Source organism: Agrobacterium sp. 33MFTa1.1, assembly GCF_004328495.1.
In the GTDB taxonomy this organism is placed as follows: Bacteria; Pseudomonadota; Alphaproteobacteria; order Rhizobiales; family Rhizobiaceae; genus Agrobacterium; species Agrobacterium pusense.
In genome coordinates this window covers 1,487,513-1,510,571 of the sequence record NZ_CP036358.1, presented here as the reverse complement: position 1 = coordinate 1,510,571, position 23,059 = coordinate 1,487,513, and the positions used below count along the sequence as shown (strand labels likewise).

Sequence of the window (23,059 nt, the reverse complement as noted above, 5' to 3'; positions counted from 1 at the left end):
AATGGCGGAAGGGCAAGCCTTCCGCCACGAGATTTCAACAGATCGAACCGGCTTACTCGCCGTAAACGTCGAAATCGAAGTATTTTTTGTTGATCTCCTGGTACTTGCCGCTGGCGCGGATGCCGGCAATGGCAGCCGTGAACTTGTCGGCCAGCGCCGTGTCGCCCTTGCGAACGGCAATGCCTGCGCCGTTGCCGTTGATGTCGACGTCTACCTTGAGCGGTGTCAGGATCTTGCAGCACTTGCCGGCATCGGTCTTCAGCCATTCCGACAGCACGACGATATCGTCGATGACGGCGTCGATACGGCCATTGGCGATGTCGAGCTTATATTCGTCTGCGGTCGGATACATCTTCACGTCGGAATCCGGGAAGTGTTTTTCAGCGTAGTTGGAGTGGGTGGTGGAGCCCTGTGCGCCGAGCGACTTGCCCTTGAGATCGTCGAGGGACTTGATCGGCGAATCCTTCGGCACGGCGATCGCCGGCGGCGTGTTGTAATATTTCTTGGAGAAGTCGACCTTCTGGAGACGTTCCGGGGTGATCGACATGGACGCGATGATGGCGTCGAACTTCTTGGCCTGAAGGGCGGGGATGATGCCGTCCCAGTCATTGGTGACGAAGGTGCACTCGGCCTTCATTTGTTCGCACAGCGCCTTGGCGATGTCGATATCGAAGCCGGTCAGCGTGCCGTCGGCTTCGAGATTGTTGAAGGGCGGGTAGGCGCCTTCGGTGCCGATGACAATCTTGTCCTGCGCGAGAGCCGCGCCGGAAAAGAGCGAGATGGCGGCAATCGATACGGCTGCGAGCAGACGGGTGGAAATAGGCATTTCGATCCTCTCTTTTGGTCGTTCATCCGCGGTCTGTTGTTGTTTTCAGTGCGGACGCCATGGGCGCCAAGGCGCGGCAGGACGGAGGATACCGCCTGTGGCCTTCAGCGCGGATGTGATTATTCATCCGCTTGGTCAAAAAATGCAACTGCAATATTAGCGACCTTCTTTGTGCCGCAGAGCCTCCACGAAAAGGCCTTGATCTGTTCATTTCCGGTACAGAAGGCTTTGGTCATCATGGGAACCGGAGCGTGTGTAAGGCGTTGAACAGCGCCTGCGTGCCAAGCCGGGCCCACGACGTCGCGTCATTCGCGACCCATAAAATGACGGCAGATGAGGAAGCACTGATGCTGAAAAAGAAAAACACATTGCTGACCGGGGTGGTTTTTCCACTCATGTCTCTCGCGATCGCGGTTGAGCCAGCAGCGGCAGGCTTTGCCGGCGCGGCCCGCGCCCAGGCGCCTGTTTCTCAAACCGCGCCCGGCCAGATAATCCTGGCGCAGGCGGAGCCGGCGCAGGAAAACTCCGAAGAAGAACTCAAGAAGAAGCGTCAGCGCGCCGAAGAGGCGCAACCTGCCGAACCGAAGCGTGAAGAGCGCGCACCGGAGCCCCAGCGCGAGCCGGAGCCCAAGCGCGAAGCGCCGCCGGAACCGCAGCAGCGTGAGGCCCGCCCGGAGCCTGCGCCGGCCGAGCAGCCGCAGGAGCGTCCCCGCAAGCCTGAACGGGCGCAGGAGCCGCAGGGCGAGGGTGAACAACGCCCGGCTCGTCAGCGTGAGGCCGCGCCTGAAGCTGCGCCTGCCGAACAGCAGCCGAAGGAACGTCCGCGCAACCCGGAACGGGCCGAGCAGCCTGCAGGCGACGGCGAACAGCGTCCCGAGCGTCCCCGTAAGGAGCGTGCGAAAGAGCCTGCGGACGAACAGGAGCCAGCAGCTCGCCCTGAAAATGCCGAGCAGCCGGCCAAGCCCCGTGAGCCGGCACCCGCCAAAAAACCGGCAGTAGAGGAAAAGGCCCCGGAACAGAAAGCCGAACCGGCCGAAAAAGCCGTTCCCGAGAAAAAGCCTGCCGCTCCCGAGCCCGCCGCGAAGGAAGCACCTGTTCCGACAGAAGCGCCGACGCCCGCGCGCCCACCGGCACCCGAGGCCCAGCCAAACCCTGCACCTGGCCGCCAGCCTTCCGAACAGCCTCCGGTAGAAGGTCAGGGTAGAACGGAACCCGCAGCCCCGCTGCCAGGCGCGCCGACCCCGCCGCCGAGTGGTGCGACGACCGGGCAGGCGCCCGCCGGCGAACCGGTGCCGAACCAGGTTGCCGTTCCGCAGACGGAAGCCCCGCCGATGACGAAGGAGGAGCTGGACAAGGCCAAGGCGATCGCCAAGGACCCGTCCAAGACGGCCGACACCGTCATCCTGCCGGTCGACAAGGGTGCTGCCGTTCTCGACAGCGACAAGGAAGTGGAGCGCTCCGGCAACCGCCAGACCCGCGAGGAACGCCGTCGTGAACGCGAACAGGCCGGCGACTTCAAGGTCCCGACCTCCGACGCCGAGGCGCAGCGCGCCGGTGCTGCTGAAGGCAAGGCTCCGCCGCCACCCGTAAAGCTGGAAGCCATCACTTCCCAGCAGGGCGAGCGCATCGACCGCCGCCCGCAATATGAGCGGCCGGACGGTGTACGCGAATGGCAGCCGCGCGAGGGTCGTCCGCGTGATCGCGATGGCGATGCGCCGATCATCCTGCAGTTCGGTGACCGCGTCGTCGTTCGTGGCGATGACAACCAGCGCTTCATCCGCGATGGCGGCGAGCCCTATTACGAGCGCCTGCAGGGCGGCCGTGTCCGCGAAACCGTGGAGCGCCGGGATGGCACGCAGGTCGTGACGATCCGCAACCGTTATGGCGACGTGATCCAGCGTTCGCGCATTGACGATCGCGGCCGCGAATATGTGCTGTTCTACGCACCGGAGCTGATGGACGATCCGGACCGCGATTACGTTTATCGCGACCCCGGTCTCGATCTTCCGCCCATGCGTCTGCGCATTCCCGTGACGGACTACATCATCGACACGTCGAGCGATCCGGATCGCGATTATTACCGCTTCCTGGAACAGCCGCCTGTCGAGCCGGTGGAACGTGTCTATTCGCTGGATGAAGTGCGCTATTCGGCTCGCATCCGTGACAAGGTGCGCCGTATCGACCTCGATACGATCACCTTCGCGACCGGCAGCGCTGAAATCCCGATGGCGCAGGCTCGCTCCTTGCGCAAGGTGGCCGACGCAATCAACAAGGCGCTGGAAAAGAACCCGGCGGAAACCTTCCTCATCGAAGGCCATACCGATGCCGTCGGTTCGGATGAAAGCAACCTTGTACTGTCTGACGAGCGCGCTGCCTCCGTCGCCAACGTGCTGACCGATGTTTACGGCATCCCGCCGGAAAACCTCGCGACGCAGGGTTATGGCGAGCGTTACCTGAAGGTCCAGACACTCGGCCCGGAACAGCAGAACCGCCGCGTCACCATCCGCCGCGTGACGCCGCTGGTGAAGCCGGTCGCTCAGAACTGACCGGGTTCAAATAGAAAAACAAGGCCCGGAAGCGAAAGCTCTCCGGGCCTTTTTTATTGCTTACGATGTCCCCAGCGCCGAGGAGTTTGGCAGAACTTGATCATCCGCAATCCGTCACCCCGGACCAGATCCGGGGTCCAGCGTGATCAAGTCCTTGATCACGAAAGACTCTTTCACGGCGCAGACGCGCCGTGGCTGGATGCCGGATCTGGTCCGGCATGACGGAGGTGAGGTTTTCGAACCCTGGCGTCACCCGCAAGCTTGAGGATGATCCCAACCCCGACGGTTAGCTCAGCGCCACCGCAATCTCAGCCGCAAGCTGCGCGTTGTTGCGAACCAGCGCGATATTGGTTTCGAGGCTGCGGCCATCCGTCAGGCGGAAAATGTCACCCAGCAGATACGGCGTGACCGCCTTGCCGGTCACTTCATCCCGCTCGGCATGCGAGATGGCGCGATTGATGTAGATTTCCATTTCCTCGCGTGGAATCTCGTCAGCTTCCGGCACGGGATTGGCCACCAGCATGCCGCCATCGATGCCGAGCTGTTCGCGGGTTACCTGGAAGTTGGCGATTGCGGCCGGGCTGTTGAGCGAAAGCGGGCTTGGCAGGCCGGAGGAGCGAGACCAGAAGGCCGGGAATTCTTCCGAACCGAAAGTGACGACGGGTACGCCGTTGGTTTCGAGGACTTCGAGCGTCTTCGGAATATCAAGGATCGCCTTGGCGCCGGCGCAGACGACGATCACCCCGGTCTTTGCAAGCTCGGTCAAATCCGCGGAGATGTCGAAGGTTTCTTCCGCACCCTTGTGCACGCCGCCGATGCCGCCCGTGGCAAACACGCGGATGCCGGCGCGCGCGGCGGCAATCATGGTCGCGGCAACCGTGGTGGCGCCGGTGCGGCGCTCGGCGATCGCAAAGGCGATATCGGCGCGCGACACCTTCATGGCATCCGTGGTCTGGGCCAGGGCCTCGAGCTGATCCTTCTCGAGGCCGATATGCAATGTGCCGTGAATGACGGCGATGGTGGCCGGAACCGCGCCCTGATCACGGATGATCTGCTCGACGCTTTCCGCCATCTCGATATTGCCGGGGTAGGGCATGCCATGAGTGATGATGGTCGATTCAAGCGCGACGATCGGCGCACCGCGCTGCTTGGCGGCGGCGACTTCCTGAGAATAGACGATGGGCAGGAGAGGGGAGATGGGGCGGGTCATTTACATTGTTCCAGTTCTTAAAAGCGGTTCATGCCAGCATTTCAGCCTGGGGAACAAGCCCCAACATGGCTTCGACACTGTCTTTTGATAGGTCGTGCGCGGTGGCAAAGGGCGATTGCACGGTGATTGCAGCTGCCGCAGCGCCCCGTCTCAGGGCTTCGGCAATCGTCTTTCCTTCGGCAATGGCGGCGAGGTAGCCAGACGCCATGGCGTCGCCCGCACCGGTTACATCCTTCACTTCGCGGATGAGGGGCGGGTGGAGGATTGCTTTTTCATTTCCGTCGAAGGCCACGACTTCGCTGGCGCCGCGGGTGACGACGCCTCCGGAAAGCCCGGCCTTGCGCAGGATATCCGGCCAGTCACGAACGTCAGCGGCCGTCTCGCCGGTGAGCGCGCGCGCTTCCGCCTCGTTCATGAAGAGGATGTCGATGTCGGCCAGCGCCGCTTTCAGCTTCACGGCCTTGGCCGGCGAAATGGCTATGGCCGCCAGCGGCTTTTCGCAGGCGCGGGCAACGAGGCCAAGTGCAGCCAGCGTGTCCTCGGGCAGGTTGGCGTCGCAGAGCAGGATATCGCTTGCGGTGATGGCCTCCCGGACGGCGCGGACCTTGAGCCGGCGCGGCGTGAAGAGCTTGTAGAGATCCATATCGGCGAGCGCGATGACGAGGTTGCCGTCACGCTCCAGAATGGCGGTATAGCTCGGTGTGCGCCGGTCGAGGAAGGTGAACGGCGTGTCCTCCACGCCAGCCTGTCGTGCAGCCTCCGCAACGGCTTCTCCCGTCACGTCGCCGCCCCGCGGGGCGATGATCCTGACTTGAAAGCCGAGCCGGGAGAGATTGCGTGCAGCGTTAAAACCGCCGCCGCCGGCCTCTTCCATCCACGAACCGGGGTTGCTGGCGCCCGGCGCCGTTTCAGTCTCGATCATGCCGCGCCGGTCGATATGCGCGCCGCCCAGAACGAGTATTTTCTTCACGCTTGCGTTTCCCTCTCTGGCGGATGGTAAGGCCGGACGATTCGGCCTAAACTGACGTCTTCCTGACCTCGCCTCCGGTTTGCGGCAAGGGGCCGCGCACAGAAAAACGAAAGCAGAACAAACGACTTATCACTATTTGTTTTCAATATGCTGGCTCAGCCTTGTTAAATGAGAACAAATAGAGTACATACCGTTCTCATACTGCTACATTGCCTGTGCGGCTTCAATAACCTAAAGGTGGTTCGGATGGCACAAAATTCTTTGCGTCTCGTAGAGGATAAATCGGTGGATAAAAGCAAGGCACTGGAAGCGGCGCTCTCCCAGATCGAACGGTCGTTCGGCAAGGGATCGATCATGAAGCTCGGTTCCAATGAAAATGTGGTTGAAGTGGAAACCGTTTCGACGGGTTCGCTCAGCCTGGATATCGCGCTCGGCATCGGCGGACTGCCGAAGGGGCGCATCATTGAAATTTACGGTCCGGAAAGCTCGGGTAAAACGACGCTGGCGCTGCAGACCATTGCGGAAGCTCAGAAGAAGGGCGGCATCTGCGCCTTCGTTGACGCCGAACATGCGCTTGATCCGGTCTATGCGCGCAAGCTTGGCGTGGATCTGCAGAGCCTGCTGATCTCGCAGCCGGATACGGGCGAGCAGGCGCTTGAGATCACCGATACGCTGGTGCGCTCCGGAGCGGTCGACGTTCTCGTGGTCGACTCCGTTGCGGCGCTGACGCCGCGGGCGGAAATCGAAGGTGAGATGGGCGACAGCCTGCCGGGTCTTCAGGCGCGTCTGATGAGCCAGGCGCTGCGCAAGCTGACCGCTTCGATCTCCAAGTCGAAGTGCATGGTCATCTTCATCAACCAGATCCGCATGAAGATCGGCGTCATGTTCGGTTCGCCGGAAACGACGACCGGCGGTAATGCGCTCAAGTTCTATGCTTCCGTTCGCCTCGACATCCGCCGTATCGGCGCTGTCAAGGAACGCGAAGAGGTTGTCGGCAACCAGACCCGCGTCAAGGTCGTCAAGAACAAGATGGCGCCGCCTTTCAAGCAGGTGGAATTCGACATCATGTATGGCGAAGGCGTTTCCAAGACCGGTGAGCTTGTCGACCTCGGCGTAAAAGCCGGTATCGTTGAAAAGTCGGGTGCCTGGTTCTCCTATAACAGCCAGCGTCTGGGGCAGGGGCGTGAAAACGCCAAGACCTTCCTGCGCGATAACCCCGATACGGCAAACGAGATCGAGCTGGCGCTGCGCCAGAACGCCGGCCTGATTGCGGATCGTTTCCTGCAGAATGGCGGTCCTGATTCCGGCGATGACGGCGACGGTGACGAAGGCTGATCCTGCCGTCGAGCTTCAGGCATCCGTTGCCGGATCGCCTGTCTCGATGTGAATCGAATTGAACAAAATGGGCCGTGCGATTTCTGTCGTATGGCCCTTTTTCTTTGTCGGTACGCCTTCGCCGGTCTCCATGGCTGGACAGGGCAGGATGCGGACGATAAAAGCCATTGATTTTGCAATATAGCCATCATTTCCGATGGCGGTGATGGACTCCAGCTGTGAGCGGTGTGTGGGCATGAGCGGTGTAAATGAAATTCGGTCGACCTTCCTCGACTACTTCAAGAAGAACGGACACGAGATTGTGCCCTCCAGCCCGCTGGTGCCGCGCAACGATCCGACGCTGATGTTCACCAATGCCGGCATGGTGCAGTTCAAGAACGTCTTCACCGGTCTGGAAAGCCGTCCTTATTCTACTGCGGCATCCGCGCAGAAATGCGTGCGCGCTGGCGGCAAGCATAACGACCTCGACAATGTCGGTTATACCGCCCGTCACCACACCTTCTTCGAAATGCTCGGCAACTTCTCCTTTGGCGATTATTTCAAGGAAGAGGCGATCACGCACGCCTGGAACCTGATCACCAGGGAATTCGGCATCGACCGCAATCGCCTGCTGGTCACGGTTTATCACACCGACGACGAGGCCTTTAACCTCTGGAAGAAGATCGCCGGTTTCTCCGACGACCGCATCATCCGCATCCCGACCAGCGACAATTTCTGGGCGATGGGCGATACCGGACCCTGCGGCCCCTGTTCCGAAATCTTCTACGACCATGGCGATCATATCTGGGGCGGCCCGCCCGGCTCGCCGGAAGAGGATGGCGACCGCTTTATCGAAATCTGGAACCTCGTCTTCATGCAATATGAGCAGGTGACGAAGGAAGAGCGCATCGACCTGCCGCGCCCGTCAATCGATACCGGCATGGGTCTGGAGCGTATCTCCGCATTGCTGCAGGGCAAGCATGACAATTACGATACGGACCTGTTCCGCGCGCTGATCGCCGCTTCCGTCGAAGCGACGGGTGTTCCGGCTGAAGGCGAAAAGCGCGCCAGCCACCGCGTCATCGCCGACCACCTGCGGTCGTCTGCGTTCCTGATCGCCGATGGCGTGCTGCCTTCCAATGAAGGCCGCGGTTATGTTCTGCGCCGCATCATGCGTCGCGCCATGCGCCATGCCGAACTGCTCGGCGCGCGCGAGCCGCTGATCTACAAGCTGCTGCCGTCGCTGGTGCAGCAGATGGGTCGCGCCTATCCGGAACTGGTCCGCGCCGAAGCGTTGATCTCCGAAACCCTGAAGCTTGAGGAAACCCGTTTCCGCAAGACGCTGGAACGCGGCCTGTCGCTGCTGTCGGATGCCACCTCGACCCTGCACAAGGGCGACATGCTGGATGGCGAGACTGCTTTCAAGCTTTACGACACCTATGGTTTCCCGCTCGACCTGACGCAGGACGCACTGCGCGCCCGCGAAATCGGCGTCGATATTTCCGGCTTCACGGATGCCATGGAGCGCCAGAAGGCGGAAGCCCGCTCGCATTGGGCCGGTTCCGGCGACAAGGCCACCGAAACGATCTGGTTCGAACTCAAGGAAAAGCTCGGTGCCACCGAGTTCCTCGGTTATGACACGGAAACCGCCGAGGGCGTCGTGCAGGCCATCGTCAAGGATGGTAAGGCCGTCGAAAGCGCTGTTGATGGTGAGACCGTGCAGGTCGTGGTCAACCAGACGCCGTTTTATGGCGAGTCCGGCGGCCAGATGGGCGATACCGGCGTCATCTCCGGCGATAACGGCGCTTTTGCCGTTTCCGACACCCAGAAGCGCGGCGAAGGCCTCTTCGTTCATATGGGCACCGTCTCCAAGGGCGGCCTGAAAGTGGGCGACGCCGTTCAGTTGACGGTCGACCATGACCGCCGCTCGCGTCTGCGCGCCAACCATTCCGCCACCCATTTGCTGCATGAGGCGCTGCGTGAAGTGCTCGGCACCCATGTCGCCCAGAAGGGGTCGCTGGTCGCGCCCGAGCGCCTGCGCTTCGACGTTTCACATCCGAAGCCGATGTCGGCCGAGGAGCTGAAGGTCGTCGAAGACATGGCCAACGAAATCGTGTTGCAGAACTCGCCTGTCGTCACCCGCCTGATGAGCGTCGATGACGCCATTGCCGAGGGCGCGATGGCGCTGTTCGGCGAAAAATACGGTGATGAGGTTCGTGTCGTCTCCATGGGCACCGGCTTGCATGGCTCGAAAGCCAACCGTCCTTATTCCGTCGAGCTTTGCGGCGGCACGCATGTGGCTGCGACCGGCCAGATCGGTCTCATCCGCATCCTCGGTGAAAGCGCCGTCGGTGCCGGTGTGCGCCGTCTCGAGGCCGTAACCGGCCAGGGCGCGCTTGCCTATCTCGCCGAACAGGACGAGCGGGTAAAGGCGCTCGCCTCGTCGCTGAAGGTTCAGCCGGGCGATGTTCTGTCGCGCGTTGAAGGCCTGCTGGACGAGCGCAAGAAGCTGGAGCGTGAGCTCGCCGATGCCCGCCGGAAGCTCGCCATGGGCGGCGGTTCAACGGATGCCGGGGCAAGCGACGTCAAGCAGGTCGCGGGCGTCAACTTCCTCGCAAAATCCCTTGCTGGTATCGATGCCAAGGATCTGAAGGGGCTCGCCGACGAGGCCAAGGCCAACCTTGGCTCTGGCGTCGTGCTGCTGATCGCCGTTTCCGAGGATGGCAAGGCAAGCGCTGTCGCCGCCGTGACGGAAGATCTGACGTCCCGTTTCAGCGCCGTCGATATCGTCCGCACTGCTTCCGCCGCACTTGGCGGCAAGGGCGGCGGCGGCCGACCGGACATGGCGCAGGCGGGTGGTCCTGATGGCGCCAAGGCGCAGGAGGCCATCGAAGCGGTGGCAGCGGCTCTGGCGGCCTGATCGACAGAAAATGAGAAGGCGGGATTTTGGCCCGCCTTTTTCTTGTGAATTTCCGTTTGTGGATCGTTCAGGGACTATTGTGCGCTCGGCAGCGCCAAGCCTGCTGAAGCATTTCCAGCCGAAGCGTGTTCGCTTCGGCGTCGGACAATGCGGTAAAAACAAACACTAGAGCATTTCCGGTGATCCCGTGATCACCGGAAATACTCTAGTCCGTCGCTTTCATATCCTTCGCCGCTTCCTCATCGAGCTGCGCGGCTCGCTTGAAGGCCGGGCGCTCGGTCAGATGCGCCAAGTAGTCGATGAAGGCCGGGCGTTTTTCAATCGTGCCGAATTGCAGGCCCCAGCCAACATGGGCGCCGACATAGACATCGGCGGCGGTAAAGAGATCGCCGGCGATGAAGCGGTTTTCGCTGACGGCCCGTTCCAGCGTGTTCATCACATCCGCATAGCTGCCGCAGCCGGCCATACGCAATTTTTCCTTCGGCACTTCAAAACCCATTGCCTTCATGCTCGCCGCCATTTCCAGCGGGCCTGCGGCAAAGAACATCCAGCGGTAATAGAGCCCGCGTGACTTGGGTGTGGGCGCTAGGTTCGCACCGGGAAAGGCGTCAGCCAGATAGGCGCAGATCGCGGCGGCCTCGGTGACGATAGTATCGCCATGTTTGATGGCGGGCACCTTGGCCATCGGATTGATCAGCCGATAGGCGGGCGATTTCATCGAGGTTTCGAAACGAAGTATCTCGGTTCGATAGGGAACGCCCACTTCCTCGAGCATCCACCGCGCGATACGCCCGCGCGACATGGGGTTGGTGTAAAAGATCAGTTCACTCATGCTCTTTTGCCTCCCCAAGCAAAATCGTCGAAACATCAGGCGAACCCAAAGGGCTTTCGGCCTGCGTTTCATATTTTTAAAGTCCGCAACATCCCTAGCGTCTTTCCAAGATCGCGTGGATGCTACGATGAACGTTTGACTGTGTCGGGCAAGTTGTGTGCAAGTAGATGCTGTTTAATCTTAGTCTTATTGTCCTGCTGGCCCTGGACACGCAGAATCAAATTCTGCGCCTAGTGCAACCGCTAATCAAGATGCCGTGAACAAAAAGAAATCTGCGTTGTGTCAGAGTTTTTTCTCTTGGCTCAACCAGCCGGCACGTAACGATATTTGTTCGCTATCTGGTTGTCCATTTCGTTTCTATTGAACGAATGCCTCGTCTATACCGTGCAAATAAAAAACCCGGCACTGAGGCCGGGTTTTGACGTCTTGGCAAAGCAGGCTTAGGCAGCCATCGCCTTCTTGAGGTTTTCGTCGATCTTGTCGAGGAAGGCGGTGGTGGAGAGCCAGGGCTGATCCGGTCCGATGAGGAGCGCCAGGTCCTTGGTCATGAAGCCGCTTTCGACGGTGTCGACGCAGACGGTTTCGAGCGTTGCCGCGAACTTTGCGAGTTCCGCATTGTCGTCCAGCTTGGCGCGGTGGGCGAGGCCACGGGTCCAGGCGAAGATGGAGGCGATCGAGTTGGTCGAGGTTTCCTGACCCTTCTGGTGCTGGCGGTAGTGGCGCGTGACCGTGCCGTGCGCCGCTTCGGCTTCGACCGTACGGCCATCGGGGGACAAAAGAACCGAGGTCATCAGGCCGAGCGAGCCGAAGCCCTGAGCAACTGTATCCGACTGTACGTCGCCGTCATAGTTCTTGCAGGCCCAGATGTAGCCGCCGGACCACTTCAGCGCGGAAGCGACCATGTCGTCGATGAGGCGGTGCTCATAGGTGATGCCGATTTCGTCGAACTGCTTCTTGAATTCGGTCTGGTAGACTTCTTCGAAGATATCCTTGAAGCGGCCGTCATAGGCCTTGAGGATGGTGTTCTTCGTGGAGAGGTAAACCGGCCACTTGCGCATCAGGCCATAGTTCATGGAGGCGCGGGCGAATTCGCGGATGGATTCGTCAAGGTTATACATGGCAAGAGCCACGCCGGCGCTCGGAGCGTCGAAAACGTCCTTTTCGATAACCTGGCCGTCTTCACCGACGAACTTGATCGTCAGCTTGCCCTTGCCGGGGAATTTGAAATCGGTTGCCTTGTACTGGTCACCGAAAGCGTGGCGGCCGACAACGATCGGCTTCGTCCAGCCCGGAACGAGGCGCGGAACGTTCTTGCAGATGATCGGCTCGCGGAAGATGACGCCGCCCAGAATGTTGCGGATGGTGCCGTTCGGGCTCTTCCACATCTGCTTCAGGCCGAATTCCTCGACGCGCTGCTCATCCGGGGTGATGGTGGCGCACTTGATGCCGACGCCGTGCTTCTTGATGGCGTGGGCCGCGTCAACCGTGACCTGATCGTTGGTGGCGTCGCGGTTTTCAACTGAGAGGTCGTAATATTCGATGTCGAGATCGAGGTATGGCAGGATCAGCTTGTCCTTGATGAGCTGCCAGATGATACGGGTCATTTCGTCGCCGTCGAGATCGACGACTGGATTGGCTACCTTGATCTTTGCCATGAATTCCTCACCTTCGAAGCTGTGGCGCCTGTTGACGCCCATAGTCGGAAAAATATCCGGTGGGGCTATAGCATCGCACGCGCCTGAGGCAAAGCCATGGGGGGCGCTTTTTTGGCGCAGCGCAATAACGCTTTGCGCATTGCCAAACCATAATGCCGGAATACAGTCAGGCGAATCGCTTCGCCCGTCTCAGGGCCTCTACCGGGATCATATCATGCGGAAAATTCTGCTTCTGTCTGCCGCCGCCCTCTTTTCCCACGCCGCCCTCGCCGCCGGTCCCACCGATCCCGTCCAGAAGGTGATGGACATCACCGTCAAGAACTGGTCCGGCGATGCGGAAAACTGGAAATACATATTCGACGAGGACATGCTGACGAGCCTCTTCAGCAAGGAGTTCGTCGCGCAATACCGTGAAGCCTCCAAGAAGCCGGCTTACGAGGCCGAAAGCGGCGAGAAGGGCGATCCATTCGGTTATGATGTCGTGACCAACTCGCAGGATGGCTGCCCGCTGCAGGATGTGTCCGTGACGGCGGGCGCGGTGAAGGATGGCGTGACTGACGTGACGGCCAAATTCAAGCTCTGGGCCTGCATGGATGAGGCGGAGATGAAGGCGACCGTGGACGAGGTGCATTTCGATGTGATCGAGGAGGAGGGGCGGCCTGTCATCAGCGACATTCACCGGGTTGGCGACGAAGGCCGGGACTCGCTGCGTGAGGAGATGGCGAACATCATCAAGGGGGAGTAATGGGTCCCGTTTGAGCCGGTGAAGAGTGATACGAGGTTTTCGCCACACTCCCCGTCATCCTCGGGCTTGGCCAGAGGATCCATTGATTTCAACGGGTTGTGGATCCTCGGTTCAAGCCCGAGGATGACGGGAGAGCGGTGTTGCTCTCATCTCCAGCAAAGCCGAGCGGGTGTGCGCTCTCTCCGACTTTGATTTTAACGGCAATCTGTGCCAGTGAAGCGCGCTTTACGGTATCGGCGTCAAAGTCTATGCCGCGCTTTTAAAAACAACGGACAAACAACGATGGCAGGCACAAACAGCGAGCTTGAACTTCTGGCGGAAGGCCCGGCGATCATTCTGGTCGAACCGCAGCTCGGCGAAAATATCGGCATGGTGGCGCGGGCGATGGCCAATTTCGGGCTCGCCGAGCTGCGCCTCGTCAACCCGCGTGATGGCTGGCCAAGCGAAAAGGCGCGCTCCGCCGCTTCCAAGGCCGATCACGTCATCGACGCGACGACGGTGTTCGATACGCTGGAAGAGGCGATCAAGGATCTCAATTTCGTTTATGCCACGACCGCGCGCGAGCGTTATGGGTTCAAGCCGGTACGATCGCCAGTCACTGCGGCCGATACGCTCAGGGCAAAATTCAAGGCGGGCGAAAAGACAGGCATCCTGTTTGGTCGTGAACGCTGGGGCCTCACCAATGAGGAAGTGGCGTTGGCCGATGAGATCGTGACATTTCCGGTCAACCCCGCCTTTGCATCGCTCAATATTGCGCAGGCCGTGCTCCTGATGTCCTATGAGTGGATGAAGTCAGGCATGGACGATCTGGGCGAGACGCTTTTCCAGTCCGTCGAGCAGCGGCCTTCGACCAAGGAGCAGGTTTTTGGCCTGTTCGAACATCTCGAGGAAGCGCTGGATGCGCGCGGTTATTTCCATCCCGCTGAAAAAAAGCCGAAAATGGTCGACAATCTGCGTGCCGTGCTGTCGAGACGCGGTTTTTCCGAGCAGGAAATCAGTGTTTTCCGCGGCGTGATCAATTCGCTCGACCGTTTTCCCCGGCAGTGGCCGAAGCAGGCCGGTCGGGCAACGGGGCCATCGGCCGAGGGAGCAGGGGAGAATGCTGAAGACGAGTGAGGCGGCCACCGACGTGCTGAAGCCGGTGCTGGTGTTCGATTCCGGCATTGGCGGGCTGACTGTGCTGCGCGAAGCGCGCGTGCTGATGCCCGAGCGCGGCTTCATCTATGTGGCCGACGACGCCGGTTTTCCCTATGGAGGCTGGGAGGAGGAGGCGCTCAGGGCGCGCATTCTCTCGCTTTTTGAAAAACTGCTGCAGGATTTCAGCCCGGAAGTCTGCGTCATTGCCTGCAATACCGCCTTCACGCTTGCCGGTGCCGATCTGCGTGCCCGGTTTCCGCAGATGACCTTTGTCGGAACAGTACCCGCCATCAAACCGGCGGCGGAGCGCACCCGTTCCGGCCTCGTCTCCGTTCTGGCGACGCCCGGCACCGTCAAGCGTGCCTATACGCGCGATCTCATCCAGTCCTTCGCGACGCAATGCCATGTCCGCCTTGTCGGCTCGGAAAACCTTGCGCGCATGGCCGAAAGCTGGATCAGGGGGGAGCCGGTGTCGGAAGAGGCGGTGCTTGCCGAAATCGAACCCTGTTTTATCGAAAGCGATGGAAAACGCACCGATATCGTCGTTCTCGCCTGCACCCACTATCCTTTCATGGCCAACGTGTTTCGCCGTCTGGCGCCCTGGCCGGTAGACTGGCTCGATCCCGCCGAGGCAATTGCAAGACGTGCCCGTCATCTGGTGCCGATGCCCCAGGATGCCGAACACCCCGATGGATTCGACTTCGCCGTCTTCACATCAGGCAAGCCGGACTTTGCCACGCGGCGGCTGATGCAGGGTTTTGGCCTCAGCGTCTCCGTGTCCTGATTTCCCTTCCATGAGTTTGTTGCATTTTTGCATCTTTTTTGCGACTCTTTACAATTCGAGATTGCGACCTCTTGTCGCGCCGGATTTCCTGTGTAAGGTGTTTCTCGTCTGTAACCGCTATAAATGGAGGCGTGGAATGACCAATGACATGAATATGCGCCTTAACGGCATGTCTGGCCTTTCCGGCATGAATATCGGCGGTTATGGGGTGCGAGGCATCTCCCTCCGATAAGGCTTAGGCCTGATTTCCCTGCCGTTTGGCGTTTTCATTTCGTTCGACATGTGACCTGCGCGTTTGTGCGGCATCATTGCTGTGCCCGTCGTTTCGTCCTGTCGTTTTTCATCGATAAAGGACCTGGCCGCTTTGCCGCGCCGGGATGGATTTCCCATGCAAAAAAATCAACCACTGGTAGCATATGCGCTGCCGGATGCGGTGGACCGTCTGTTCGTCACATTCGGCGTCTGGAAAACTCTCAAAGCGGTTCTCATTGCCGCTGTCGTGCCCCACGCGCCACCAACTGACCCTGCCGATCTGCCGGAGCGCCTTCTGGTCGATATCGGCCTCGACCCTTCGCGCGTGAAGCGGCGGCGAGACTGGGAAACGCCCTACTGGGCGCCGCGGTTTTGACAATGGTGGCCTCTTCCGCACGCACATGCGGGAGAGGCCGGTCCCGGTTTGACCGCGGATTACGGAGAAACTCGTACCGGGAAGTTTCCCGGGGGCATTAGGAGAGAGCTGCACAGCTCGTACAATCCGGCTTGAAGCAAAACATTTTCCGTGGCTTGCTCAAGACTCGGGATAGAGGAGATTCATCATGCCATTGGAAAACTGGCTGGCCTTCGTGGCCGCGTCCGCCATTATGCTTGCCATTCCAGGACCGACGATCCTGCTGGTCATTTCTTATGCGCTGGGCCATGGCCGCAAGGCGAGCACGGCAACGGTGACAGGCGTGGCGCTCGGCGATTTCACCGCCATGACGGCCTCGATGTTGGGGCTTGGGGCGTTGCTCGCCACATCCGCAGCGCTTTTTACCGGGCTGAAATGGATCGGTGCGGCTTATCTCATCTATCTCGGCATCAAGCTGTGGCGTTCGCCGGTTGGTGGCGAAGGTACTGATGGAACCGGCGTGACGGGCCGGGAAAGACCGCTCAAAATCTTCCTGCATGCCTATATCGTTACCGCGCTTAACCCGAAGAGCATCGTGTTCTTCGTGGCCTTTTTGCCGCAGTTTCTGGTGCCGACATTGCCGTTCTGGCCGCAGGTGCTGATTTTCGAGGCGACGTTCCTTGTGCTTGCCACTGTCAACGCGGCGCTTTATGGACTTCTGGCAAGTGCCGCCCGTAATACGATCCGCAAGCCGAAGGTTCAGCGGATTGTCAACCGCACGGGCGGTGGCCTCCTGATCGGCGCTGGTCTCGTTGCCTTTGGCTGGAAGAGGGCGGCCAGCGTATGACGCCCTCCATCGACTGACATTCGGACATAATAAAATGGCATTGCCGCATATACTTCTGGCCCTGGTTACCGTGTTTTTGTGGGGCTTCAACTTCGTTGTCATCAAGATCGGCGTCAACGATATGCCGCCGCTGTTTTTGACGGGGGTTCGTTATCTCTTTGCGGCAGTGCCACTGGTGTTTTTCCTGCCCAGGCCCAATGTGCCCTGGCGGCATATGATCGTTTACGGCATGGCCATGGGTTTTGTGCAGTTCGGCCTGCTTTATCCGGCCATCAAGCTTGGGCTGCCAGCGGGGCTTGCTTCGCTCGTCATGCAGTCGCAGGCCTTTTTCACGCTGGCGCTTGCCGTGGTGTTCCTCGGGGAACGGCCGTTGCCGTCGCAAATCCTCGGTGCAATCATCGCTTTTGGCGGGCTTGCGGTCATCGGCGTCGAGCGCATGACGGCGGCGGCGCTGGTGCCGCTTCTGATGGGCGTCGGTTCCGCCATTGCCTGGGCCTGCGGTAACATCGTCAATCGCCGCATCGGCCAGGTCAATGCGGTCTCCTTCGTTGCCTGGACGAGCCTTGTGCCTGTTCTGCCGTTGATCCTGCTTTCGCTCGTGGTGGAGGGTCCTCGGGCGATAGTCGATGGGGTGGTCAATGCGACGCCGACCATGGCGTTCGTGGTGATCTATATGGCCTATGGTGCGACAATTGTCGGCGCTGGTATCTGGAGTTATCTGCTTCTGCGGTATCCGGCTGGAACGGTGGCGCCGTTTTCTCTGCTGGTGCCCGTTGTTGGTTTCATTAGCGCCTATCTCGCTTTTGCGGAACATATCACAGTCTTCGAAGTGGCCGGCGCAGCGCTCGTGATTCTCGGGCTGGCGCTCAATGTCTTCGGGCGGCGTATTGCCTTTGCCCGCGCCTGGCGCCGTCCTGCTTAGGCCGGAAACGCAAATGCCTGTGCATTACCGGCATAGGCGAGACGCAATCGACGATTTTTTGGTAAAGAGCATCTTCGGCCGCCGCGAGGGGAATCGGCCGGATCTGAGGCAGTACGAGGAACGGAACATTGCAGGTCGGCATCGACATGGGAACTCTATCGGGCGGGCAGCAGGCCAAGCTCGATATTGAAGAATTGCTTGCGACGCGTTTGCTGGTGCAGGGCAATTCCGGTTCCGGCAAGTCGCATCTGCTGCGCCGGCTGCTCGAGCAATCGGCGCCATGGGTGCAGCAGGTCATCATCGATCCCGAGGGTGATTTTGTTACGCTGTCCGATAAATTCGGCCATGTGGTCGTGGATGGCGAGCGCACGGAAGCCGAGCTCGCGGGCATCGCCAACCGCATTCGCCAGCATCGTGTTTCCTGCGTGCTGACGCTGGAAGGTCTCGATATCGAACAGCAGATGCGGGCGGCCGCTGCTTTCCTCAACGGCCTGTTCGATGCCGATCGCGAATTCTGGTATCCGGTGCTTGTGGTGGTGGATGAAGCGCAGATGTTTGCGCCGTCGGTTGCCGGTGAAGTCACGGAAGATGCACGCAAGGCTTCGCTTGGCGCGATGACCAATCTGATGTGCCGTGGCCGTAAGCGTGGTCTTGCCGGCGTCATCGCCACGCAGCGACTGGCCAAGCTTGCCAAGAACGTGGCCGCGGAAGCGTCCAACTTCCTGATGGGCCGCACTTTCCTCGATATCGACATGGCGCGCGCGGCCGATCTGCTCGGCATGGACCGGCGGCAGGCGGAAATGTTCCGCGACCTTCAGCGCGGCAATTTCGTGGCGCTTGGCCCGGCACTGTCGCGCCGCCCGCTGCCCATCGTCATCGGGGCGGTGGAAACCTCGGCGCGCTCTTCTTCACCGAAGCTGATGCCGCTGCCGGATGCGCCGCAGGACGTCGAAGACCTGATCTTTACGCCGGACCCGGAAGAATTCACGCGTCCCGCAGTTCGTCGCACACCGCCGGCTCCGCGTCCAACAACGGATATTCTGGCTGAATTGTCCCGGTCTACTCCCGCGACCGTCGGTCCAGCGCCGGAGCAGTCGCCACGTGCGGGCCAGCCGGAAATAACGCCGGAAGAGCGCGACGAAAAGATTTCAGCGGTTCTCGTCGAAATTCTCGATGACCCTCAATCCGCCTATCGTACCGACGCCGTGCTTTATCAGGATTTCCTGGTGCGCGCCCGCATGCGCCGCATTCCCGGCACGCCGATGACGCTGGCGGAGTTCCGCCGGCAGGTGGCGATTGCCCGTTCAGGCGTTGATGCCGCAATGGCGGCAAGCGAAGGCTGGGAGAAGGCGCTGGAATTGTCGATGTCGGTTTCCGATGACCTGCAGGGCGTTTTTCTGCTGCTCGTCAAGGCAGCGCTCGGCGAGGAACCTTGCCCGTCCGATGCCCGAATTGCCCGCGCCTACGGCACCCATTCCGCCCGCCGCGCGCGGCGTCTCCTTAGTTATTTCGAGGAGAAGGAGCTTGTGGTGGTGCATGCCGATTTCTCCGGCAAGCGTATCGTGGCATTTCCCGATCTCGACGCAAAAACCGCGCCCGGCGATGCGGATGCGGCTGAGGATGATGCAAGGCTGGCGGCGGAGTAATCACCAATCTGCAAAAAGCCGCACTGCGGAGCCGATTGTCGTGTAGAGACCCACAAGGCTGAGGGCCAGGAGGCAAACCAAAGAGACGATCGCCAGTATCGAGGTCATGCGATGCGACCGTTGACAGGGACGAGCGTCGACATCAGTTTGTATTGGAACGATGTGGGAGAGTTGCGCCGCAGTCCACCCGCTGCGTTCGAATTCCAGCGAAGCGACAAATTCCGCAAGATGCCGTTGCCGTCTCATGGAAGAGGGCAACCGCGCCAGAAAGCGTTGCGGTTCGCGCCTGTCATTTCTTGAGAGGAAGATATCGATCGCTTCCCGGAAGCGCTCGTCCCTTGCGCCCGAGCAGAACAACATACGCCCCGCTTCGATGAGATCGTTCATCTCAAGCAGCACTTCACCATATTTTTGAAAGAGCGCCAGATCGACTTCGGGATGGCTGAGCCTTCCTTGAAGTATTTCCTTCGCTCGTCAAAGCTTCTGCTCAGAAATTGCCTGGTCGATCGATTCAAATGTCATATGTTGCACTTATAAATTTCGAAATAAAGACGTCTATGTCGGCCTAATATGTCTTGGTAAATCGATTAATCGTCGATTAAATCTCCGAATAAATATCACTAAATCTACGATTCTGTATTCAATTCAGGATGTATTTCAATCAGGGGGAATATAATGTCTCTAGCAATATATCCCATTAAATCATTTGCTGATTTATAGAGTGCGAATTTAATTTTTTCGTCGGATATTTTTTCTATGCATTCGAACATTTGCCCCAGAATCGTGTCAATAGATATAGACAATTCTATTATTGATTTTGCTACATCCTTTTCCATCTTATCCTCTTTCCAAACAATATAGGCTATTTAAAATGCTTCGAGATATTTTATCGCGTTTCTTCTAAGAATTGCAAAAAAATACGTGAGCGTCGCGGTAATATTTCATCTCGATAAAGTAACCAAACCGGCCAGTTCTTAAAATGTTACGAAGGAGGCAGCTTTTCTGCCTCCTTCGCGCGTGTAATTACTCGATGGCCTTCGCTTCCTTGCGCGTCGCGATCAGCGAACCGACGACGCCGGTGACGAGAATGGCGACGGTGACGCCGAGCGAAACAGCCGGCGGGATCTTGGCGATGCCTAGCATGTCGGCGACGAAGATTTTCGAACCGACGAAGACCAGAACCGCAGCCAATGCATATTTCAGGTAGGCGAAGCGATGGATCAGGGCGGCAAGCGCAAAATAGAGGGCGCGCAGGCCGAGGATCGCGAAGATGTTCGAGGTATAGACGATAAACGGATCGGTGGTGATCGCGAAGATCGCTGGGATCGAATCGACGGCAAAGATGAGGTCGGCGATTTCGACCATGATGAGCGCCAGGAAGAGCGGCGTCACGAAGGTCTTCAGTTTTCCGGTTGTCTCATCGGTTTCCTTGACGAAGAACTTTTCGCCATGCAGCCTGTTTGTCACTGGCAGGTGACTGCGCAGGAATTTCAGGATGCGGTTGTTGCCGATGTCGTTCTCGTCATGGTCGGAGGAAAACAGCATCTTGAGGCCGGTAAAGACGAGGAAGGCCGCAAAGAGGTAAAGCACCCAGTGGAAGTTTTCGACGATGGCCGCGCCGCCGGCGATCATGATGCCGCGCAGGACGATAACGCCGAGGATACCCCAGAGCAGCACGCGGTGCTGGTATTGGCGCGGAATGGCAAAATAGGAGAAGATCATGGCGATGATGAAGATATTGTCCATCGCCAGGCTTTTTTCGACCACGAAGCCCGTGACATATTCCATGGCGGACTGCTGGCCGGACTGATACCAGATCCAGCCGCCAAAGGCGAGGCCGATGGCAATATAGAAGCCTGACATCAGCAGGCTTTCACGAACGCCGATTTCCTTGGAATTCTTATGAAGTACGCCGAGATCGAGCGCGAGCAGGCCAAGGACAAGAGAAATAAAGACACCCCACATCCAGGTGGGTGTGCCGAGAAAATCCGATAGAAGAAAGTCCATCAGTCAACCTTTAGCCGGACGAGGTTGGCTTTACGGATGGGGAACGCGTGTCAAGAATATACGTGGGCCCCAACCTTAACAAACTCGACATCACGTGTTGTCCGGTAACACGCCAGAGGGGCCCGAGTTCTGATCACGACGAAGAGATGGGTGGGCACTTTTGCTTTTCAAGGGCAGACTTTAGAAAAAAGCGAAAGGCCTTGTTTGACAAAACCGTGAAAGCTCTGTAGAAGCCGCCCCAACGCCGGGCAGTGATGTCCGGTGTGTTTTGTTGACTGCCCTGCAGTTTAAGAACTGACGTTCGGCGGTCAATATCACCGACATGTCCCGTGGTTTCTCCATTCGCATGTGAGAAGCCTGTCAGAGGCCCTGCAACGGGCCTCAGAGGAGGGCGTGTTTCCTTAACCCGGTTTGGCAACAAGCCGGTATAAACCTTTGAGAAGGAAATACGATGAGCAAGCGCGAATCGGCTAAGTACAAAATCGACCGCCGCATGGGCGAAAACATCTGGGGCCGTCCGAAGTCCCCGGTTAACCGCCGCGAATACGGCCCGGGCCAGCACGGCCAGCGCCGCAAGGGCAAGATGAGCGACTTCGGCACGCAGCTGCGCGCCAAGCAGAAGCTCAAGGGCTACTACGGCGAACTGCGCGAAAAGCAGTTCCGCGCTACTTTCGACGAAGCAAACCGTCGCAAGGGCGATACCTCTGAAAACCTGATCGGCCTGCTCGAGTCGCGTCTGGACGCCATCGTCTACCGCGCCAAGTTCGTTCCGACCGTTTTCGCGTCGCGCCAGTTCATCAACCATGGCCACGTCACGGTTAACGGCGTTCGCGTCAACATCGGTTCTTACCGCTGCAAGCCGGGCGACGTTATCGAAGTTCGCCAGAAGTCCAAGCAGCTCGTAACCGTTCTGGAAGCCGTTCAGCTCGCTGAACGCGACGTTCCTGACTACATCGAAGTTGACCACAACAAGATGGTTGCGACCTACGCTCGCGTTCCGTCGCTCTCCGACGTTCCTTACCCGGTCGTCATGGAACCGCATCTGGTCGTCGAATTCTACTCGCGTTAATCGACGCGTTTCAGTATTCAGGAAGCCGCCCTTCGGGGCGGCTTTTTTGTTTGCTGGGGAAGGCTTTGCATGCAGGACATTCAGGGTATCGTCGATTCCATCCATGACAGCATGCTGCCGAGGCTGGGCGAGGGGAAGGTTGCGGATTACATTCCCGAACTCGCCAAGGTCGATCCCAACCAGTTCGGCATCGCCATCACCACGGTCGATGGAACGACTTATACGGCTGGCAATGCGCTGACGCCGTTTTCGATCCAGAGCATTTCCAAGGTCTTCATGCTGACGCTGGCGCTCGGCAAGGCCGGTGAGACGGTATGGAACCGAGTGGGTCGCGAACCGTCGGGATCGTCCTTCAACTCCATAGTCCAGCTGGAGCACGAGCACGGAATTCCCCGCAACCCCTTCGTGAATGCCGGGGCGATCGTGGTGACCGATATCGTTTTGTCCGGCCATCAGCCGCGCGAGGCGATCGGCGAGCTCCTGCGGTTCGTGCGGTATCTCGCTGATGATGACACGATCAGCATCGACGATACGGTGGCGAAATCCGAGCAGGCGACGGGTTTCCGCAATTTCGCGCTCGCCAATTTCATGCGCTCCTTCGGCAATCTGCATCACCCCGTGGAATATACGCTCGGGGTCTATTTCCATCAGTGCGCGCTTTCCATGACCTGCGCGCAGCTATCCCGCGCCGCCCTGTTTCTGGCCAATCGCGGCCGCAACCCGCTGACGGGGCATACCGTCGTGTCGGACCGCCGCGCAAGGCGCATCAATGCGCTGATGCTGACCTGCGGTCATTATGACGGGTCGGGCGATTTCGCCTATCATGTCGGCCTGCCGGGCAAGAGCGGCGTCGGCGGCGGCATCATGGCGGTGGCACCCGGCAAGGCATCGATCGCGGTCTGGTCGCCGGGCCTCAACAAGGTCGGCAACTCGGCGCTCGGGTCACATGCGCTGGAAATGCTGGCGACGAAAACCGGCTGGTCCGTATTCGGGGCTTGATATTGCCGGCGGATGGGGGCATT

21 protein-coding genes are annotated in these 23,059 nt (G+C 59.4%); 12 read left to right on the top strand and 9 right to left on the bottom strand.

Translation table 11 applies throughout. The features are described 5' to 3' along the window. Positions 1-52: 52 nt before the first annotated feature. A complete protein-coding gene (locus EYD00_RS07710; RefSeq protein WP_004442506.1) occupies positions 53-826 on the bottom strand; it encodes an ABC transporter substrate-binding protein in 774 nt (257 codons plus the stop codon). 347 nt (positions 827-1,173) lie between these two features. Here EYD00_RS07710 and EYD00_RS07700 point away from each other — a divergent pair, with 347 nt between their 5' ends. After that, a complete protein-coding gene (locus EYD00_RS07700) occupies positions 1,174-3,372 on the top strand; it encodes an OmpA family protein (RefSeq protein WP_034499124.1) in 2,199 nt (732 codons plus the stop codon). A gap of 286 nt (positions 3,373-3,658) precedes the next feature. Here EYD00_RS07700 and EYD00_RS07695 read toward each other — a convergent pair whose 3' ends face one another. Both EYD00_RS07695 and EYD00_RS07690 read right to left on the bottom strand, forming a co-directional pair. Beyond that, positions 3,659-4,582: a pseudouridine-5'-phosphate glycosidase gene (locus EYD00_RS07695; RefSeq protein ID WP_004442502.1), complete on the bottom strand. Its 924-nt coding sequence runs from the start codon at positions 4,580-4,582 to the stop codon at positions 3,659-3,661. Positions 4,583-4,610: 28 nt separating this feature from the next. Continuing rightward, complete coding sequence (locus tag EYD00_RS07690) at positions 4,611-5,552, bottom strand: carbohydrate kinase family protein (RefSeq protein ID WP_004442500.1); 942 nt, start codon at positions 5,550-5,552, stop codon at positions 4,611-4,613. Between the two features lie 246 nt (positions 5,553-5,798). On the opposite strand from EYD00_RS07690, the gene recA reads away from it, so the two are divergent. After that, entirely contained in the window at positions 5,799-6,887 is a 1,089-nt protein-coding gene (gene recA / locus EYD00_RS07685) for a recombinase RecA (protein WP_004442498.1), read from the top strand. Between the two features lie 15 nt (positions 6,888-6,902). Here the strand turns inward: recA and EYD00_RS07680 are convergent, their stop codons facing one another. Then, positions 6,903-7,124 carry a hypothetical protein gene (locus EYD00_RS07680; RefSeq protein WP_006698766.1) on the bottom strand — a complete coding sequence of 74 codons (222 nt, stop codon included), beginning with the start codon at positions 7,122-7,124 and terminating at the stop codon, positions 6,903-6,905. Between EYD00_RS07680 and alaS the strand changes: the two genes are divergently transcribed. Beyond that, positions 7,123-9,786 (top strand): alanine--tRNA ligase, encoded by a 2,664-nt coding sequence (gene alaS / locus EYD00_RS07675; RefSeq protein ID WP_034499121.1) that lies wholly within the window; start codon positions 7,123-7,125, stop codon positions 9,784-9,786. The genes EYD00_RS07680 and alaS overlap by 2 nt on opposite strands. 205 nt (positions 9,787-9,991) lie before the next feature. On the opposite strand, the gene EYD00_RS07670 is transcribed toward alaS, so the two are convergent. Together EYD00_RS07670 and EYD00_RS07665 are read right to left on the bottom strand one after the other, a co-directional pair. After that, positions 9,992-10,618 (bottom strand): glutathione S-transferase family protein, encoded by a 627-nt coding sequence (locus EYD00_RS07670; RefSeq protein ID WP_004442494.1) that lies wholly within the window; start codon positions 10,616-10,618, stop codon positions 9,992-9,994. Positions 10,619-11,058: 440 nt separating this feature from the next. Continuing rightward, positions 11,059-12,273 (bottom strand): NADP-dependent isocitrate dehydrogenase, encoded by a 1,215-nt coding sequence (locus EYD00_RS07665; protein ID WP_004442491.1) that lies wholly within the window; start codon positions 12,271-12,273, stop codon positions 11,059-11,061. Positions 12,274-12,487: 214 nt separating this feature from the next. Between EYD00_RS07665 and EYD00_RS07660 the strand changes: the two genes are divergently transcribed. The 7 genes from EYD00_RS07660 to EYD00_RS07625 all read left to right on the top strand — a co-directional run bounded on the left by EYD00_RS07660 (position 12,488) and on the right by EYD00_RS07625 (position 18,961). After that, on the top strand, positions 12,488-13,018 hold the full coding sequence (locus EYD00_RS07660; protein WP_004442489.1) for a hypothetical protein: 531 nt from the start codon (positions 12,488-12,490) through the stop codon (positions 13,016-13,018). Between the two features lie 282 nt (positions 13,019-13,300). After that, positions 13,301-14,134: an RNA methyltransferase gene (locus tag EYD00_RS07655; RefSeq protein ID WP_004442488.1), complete on the top strand. Its 834-nt coding sequence runs from the start codon at positions 13,301-13,303 to the stop codon at positions 14,132-14,134. After that, positions 14,118-14,939, top strand: a complete 822-nt coding sequence (gene murI / locus EYD00_RS07650; RefSeq protein ID WP_004442486.1) for a glutamate racemase — start codon at positions 14,118-14,120, stop codon at positions 14,937-14,939. Before EYD00_RS07655 ends, murI begins: the two co-directional genes overlap by 17 nt. Positions 14,940-15,327: 388 nt before the next feature. Beyond that, positions 15,328-15,567, top strand: a complete 240-nt coding sequence (locus tag EYD00_RS07640) for a hypothetical protein (RefSeq protein ID WP_004442482.1) — start codon at positions 15,328-15,330, stop codon at positions 15,565-15,567. 187 nt (positions 15,568-15,754) lie between these two features. Then, positions 15,755-16,393 (top strand): LysE family translocator, encoded by a 639-nt coding sequence (locus EYD00_RS07635; protein WP_004442479.1) that lies wholly within the window; start codon positions 15,755-15,757, stop codon positions 16,391-16,393. Positions 16,394-16,427: 34 nt separating this feature from the next. Next, positions 16,428-17,315, top strand: a complete 888-nt coding sequence (locus tag EYD00_RS07630) for an EamA family transporter (RefSeq protein ID WP_004442477.1) — start codon at positions 16,428-16,430, stop codon at positions 17,313-17,315. 128 nt (positions 17,316-17,443) lie between these two features. Then, on the top strand, positions 17,444-18,961 hold the full coding sequence (locus tag EYD00_RS07625; RefSeq protein WP_004442474.1) for a helicase HerA domain-containing protein: 1,518 nt from the start codon (positions 17,444-17,446) through the stop codon (positions 18,959-18,961). Here the strand turns inward: EYD00_RS07625 and EYD00_RS07620 are convergent, their stop codons facing one another. The 3 genes from EYD00_RS07620 to EYD00_RS07610 all read right to left on the bottom strand — a co-directional run bounded on the left by EYD00_RS07620 (position 18,962) and on the right by EYD00_RS07610 (position 20,968). Continuing rightward, positions 18,962-19,348: a hypothetical protein gene (locus EYD00_RS07620; protein WP_286084879.1), complete on the bottom strand. Its 387-nt coding sequence runs from the start codon at positions 19,346-19,348 to the stop codon at positions 18,962-18,964. It abuts the gene before it with no gap. Positions 19,349-19,587: 239 nt separating this feature from the next. Beyond that, positions 19,588-19,797, bottom strand: a complete 210-nt coding sequence (locus EYD00_RS07615; RefSeq protein WP_004442471.1) for a hypothetical protein — start codon at positions 19,795-19,797, stop codon at positions 19,588-19,590. Positions 19,798-19,984: 187 nt separating this feature from the next. Next, positions 19,985-20,968 (bottom strand): TerC family protein, encoded by a 984-nt coding sequence (locus EYD00_RS07610; RefSeq protein ID WP_004442467.1) that lies wholly within the window; start codon positions 20,966-20,968, stop codon positions 19,985-19,987. Between the two features lie 451 nt (positions 20,969-21,419). Between EYD00_RS07610 and rpsD the strand changes: the two genes are divergently transcribed. Further along, on the top strand, positions 21,420-22,037 hold the full coding sequence (rpsD, locus tag EYD00_RS07605) for a 30S ribosomal protein S4 (RefSeq protein ID WP_004442465.1): 618 nt from the start codon (positions 21,420-21,422) through the stop codon (positions 22,035-22,037). Positions 22,038-22,106: 69 nt separating this feature from the next. Further along, on the top strand, positions 22,107-23,036 hold the full coding sequence (locus EYD00_RS07600; RefSeq protein WP_004442464.1) for a glutaminase: 930 nt from the start codon (positions 22,107-22,109) through the stop codon (positions 23,034-23,036). Positions 23,037-23,059: the final 23 nt, after the last annotated feature.

Excerpts from the sequence above, each read along its gene's own strand:
- EYD00_RS07710 (WP_004442506.1), bottom strand. The coding sequence starts at position 826 with ATGCCTATTTCCACCCGTCTGCTCGCAGCCGTATCGATTGCCGCCATC.
- EYD00_RS07670 (WP_004442494.1), bottom strand. The coding sequence starts at position 10,618 with ATGAGTGAACTGATCTTTTACACCAACCCCATGTCGCGCGGGCGTATC.
- EYD00_RS07655 (WP_004442488.1), top strand. The coding sequence starts at position 13,301 with ATGGCAGGCACAAACAGCGAGCTTGAACTTCTGGCGGAAGGCCCGGCG.
- EYD00_RS07630 (WP_004442477.1), top strand. The coding sequence starts at position 16,428 with ATGGCATTGCCGCATATACTTCTGGCCCTGGTTACCGTGTTTTTGTGG.
- EYD00_RS07615 (WP_004442471.1), bottom strand. The coding sequence starts at position 19,797 with ATGGAAAAGGATGTAGCAAAATCAATAATAGAATTGTCTATATCTATT.
- alaS (WP_034499121.1), top strand. The coding sequence starts at position 7,123 with ATGAGCGGTGTAAATGAAATTCGGTCGACCTTCCTCGACTACTTCAAG.
- rpsD (WP_004442465.1), top strand. The coding sequence starts at position 21,420 with ATGAGCAAGCGCGAATCGGCTAAGTACAAAATCGACCGCCGCATGGGC.
- EYD00_RS07600 (WP_004442464.1), top strand. The coding sequence starts at position 22,107 with ATGCAGGACATTCAGGGTATCGTCGATTCCATCCATGACAGCATGCTG.
- EYD00_RS07640 (WP_004442482.1), top strand. The coding sequence starts at position 15,328 with ATGCAAAAAAATCAACCACTGGTAGCATATGCGCTGCCGGATGCGGTG.
- recA (WP_004442498.1), top strand. The coding sequence starts at position 5,799 with ATGGCACAAAATTCTTTGCGTCTCGTAGAGGATAAATCGGTGGATAAA.
- EYD00_RS07620 (WP_286084879.1), bottom strand. The coding sequence starts at position 19,348 with ATGAACGATCTCATCGAAGCGGGGCGTATGTTGTTCTGCTCGGGCGCA.
- EYD00_RS07660 (WP_004442489.1), top strand. The coding sequence starts at position 12,488 with ATGCGGAAAATTCTGCTTCTGTCTGCCGCCGCCCTCTTTTCCCACGCC.
- EYD00_RS07635 (WP_004442479.1), top strand. The coding sequence starts at position 15,755 with ATGCCATTGGAAAACTGGCTGGCCTTCGTGGCCGCGTCCGCCATTATG.
- EYD00_RS07680 (WP_006698766.1), bottom strand. The coding sequence starts at position 7,124 with ATGCCCACACACCGCTCACAGCTGGAGTCCATCACCGCCATCGGAAAT.
- murI (WP_004442486.1), top strand. The coding sequence starts at position 14,118 with ATGCTGAAGACGAGTGAGGCGGCCACCGACGTGCTGAAGCCGGTGCTG.
- EYD00_RS07695 (WP_004442502.1), bottom strand. The coding sequence starts at position 4,582 with ATGACCCGCCCCATCTCCCCTCTCCTGCCCATCGTCTATTCTCAGGAA.
- EYD00_RS07610 (WP_004442467.1), bottom strand. The coding sequence starts at position 20,968 with ATGGACTTTCTTCTATCGGATTTTCTCGGCACACCCACCTGGATGTGG.
- EYD00_RS07700 (WP_034499124.1), top strand. The coding sequence starts at position 1,174 with ATGCTGAAAAAGAAAAACACATTGCTGACCGGGGTGGTTTTTCCACTC.
- EYD00_RS07665 (WP_004442491.1), bottom strand. The coding sequence starts at position 12,273 with ATGGCAAAGATCAAGGTAGCCAATCCAGTCGTCGATCTCGACGGCGAC.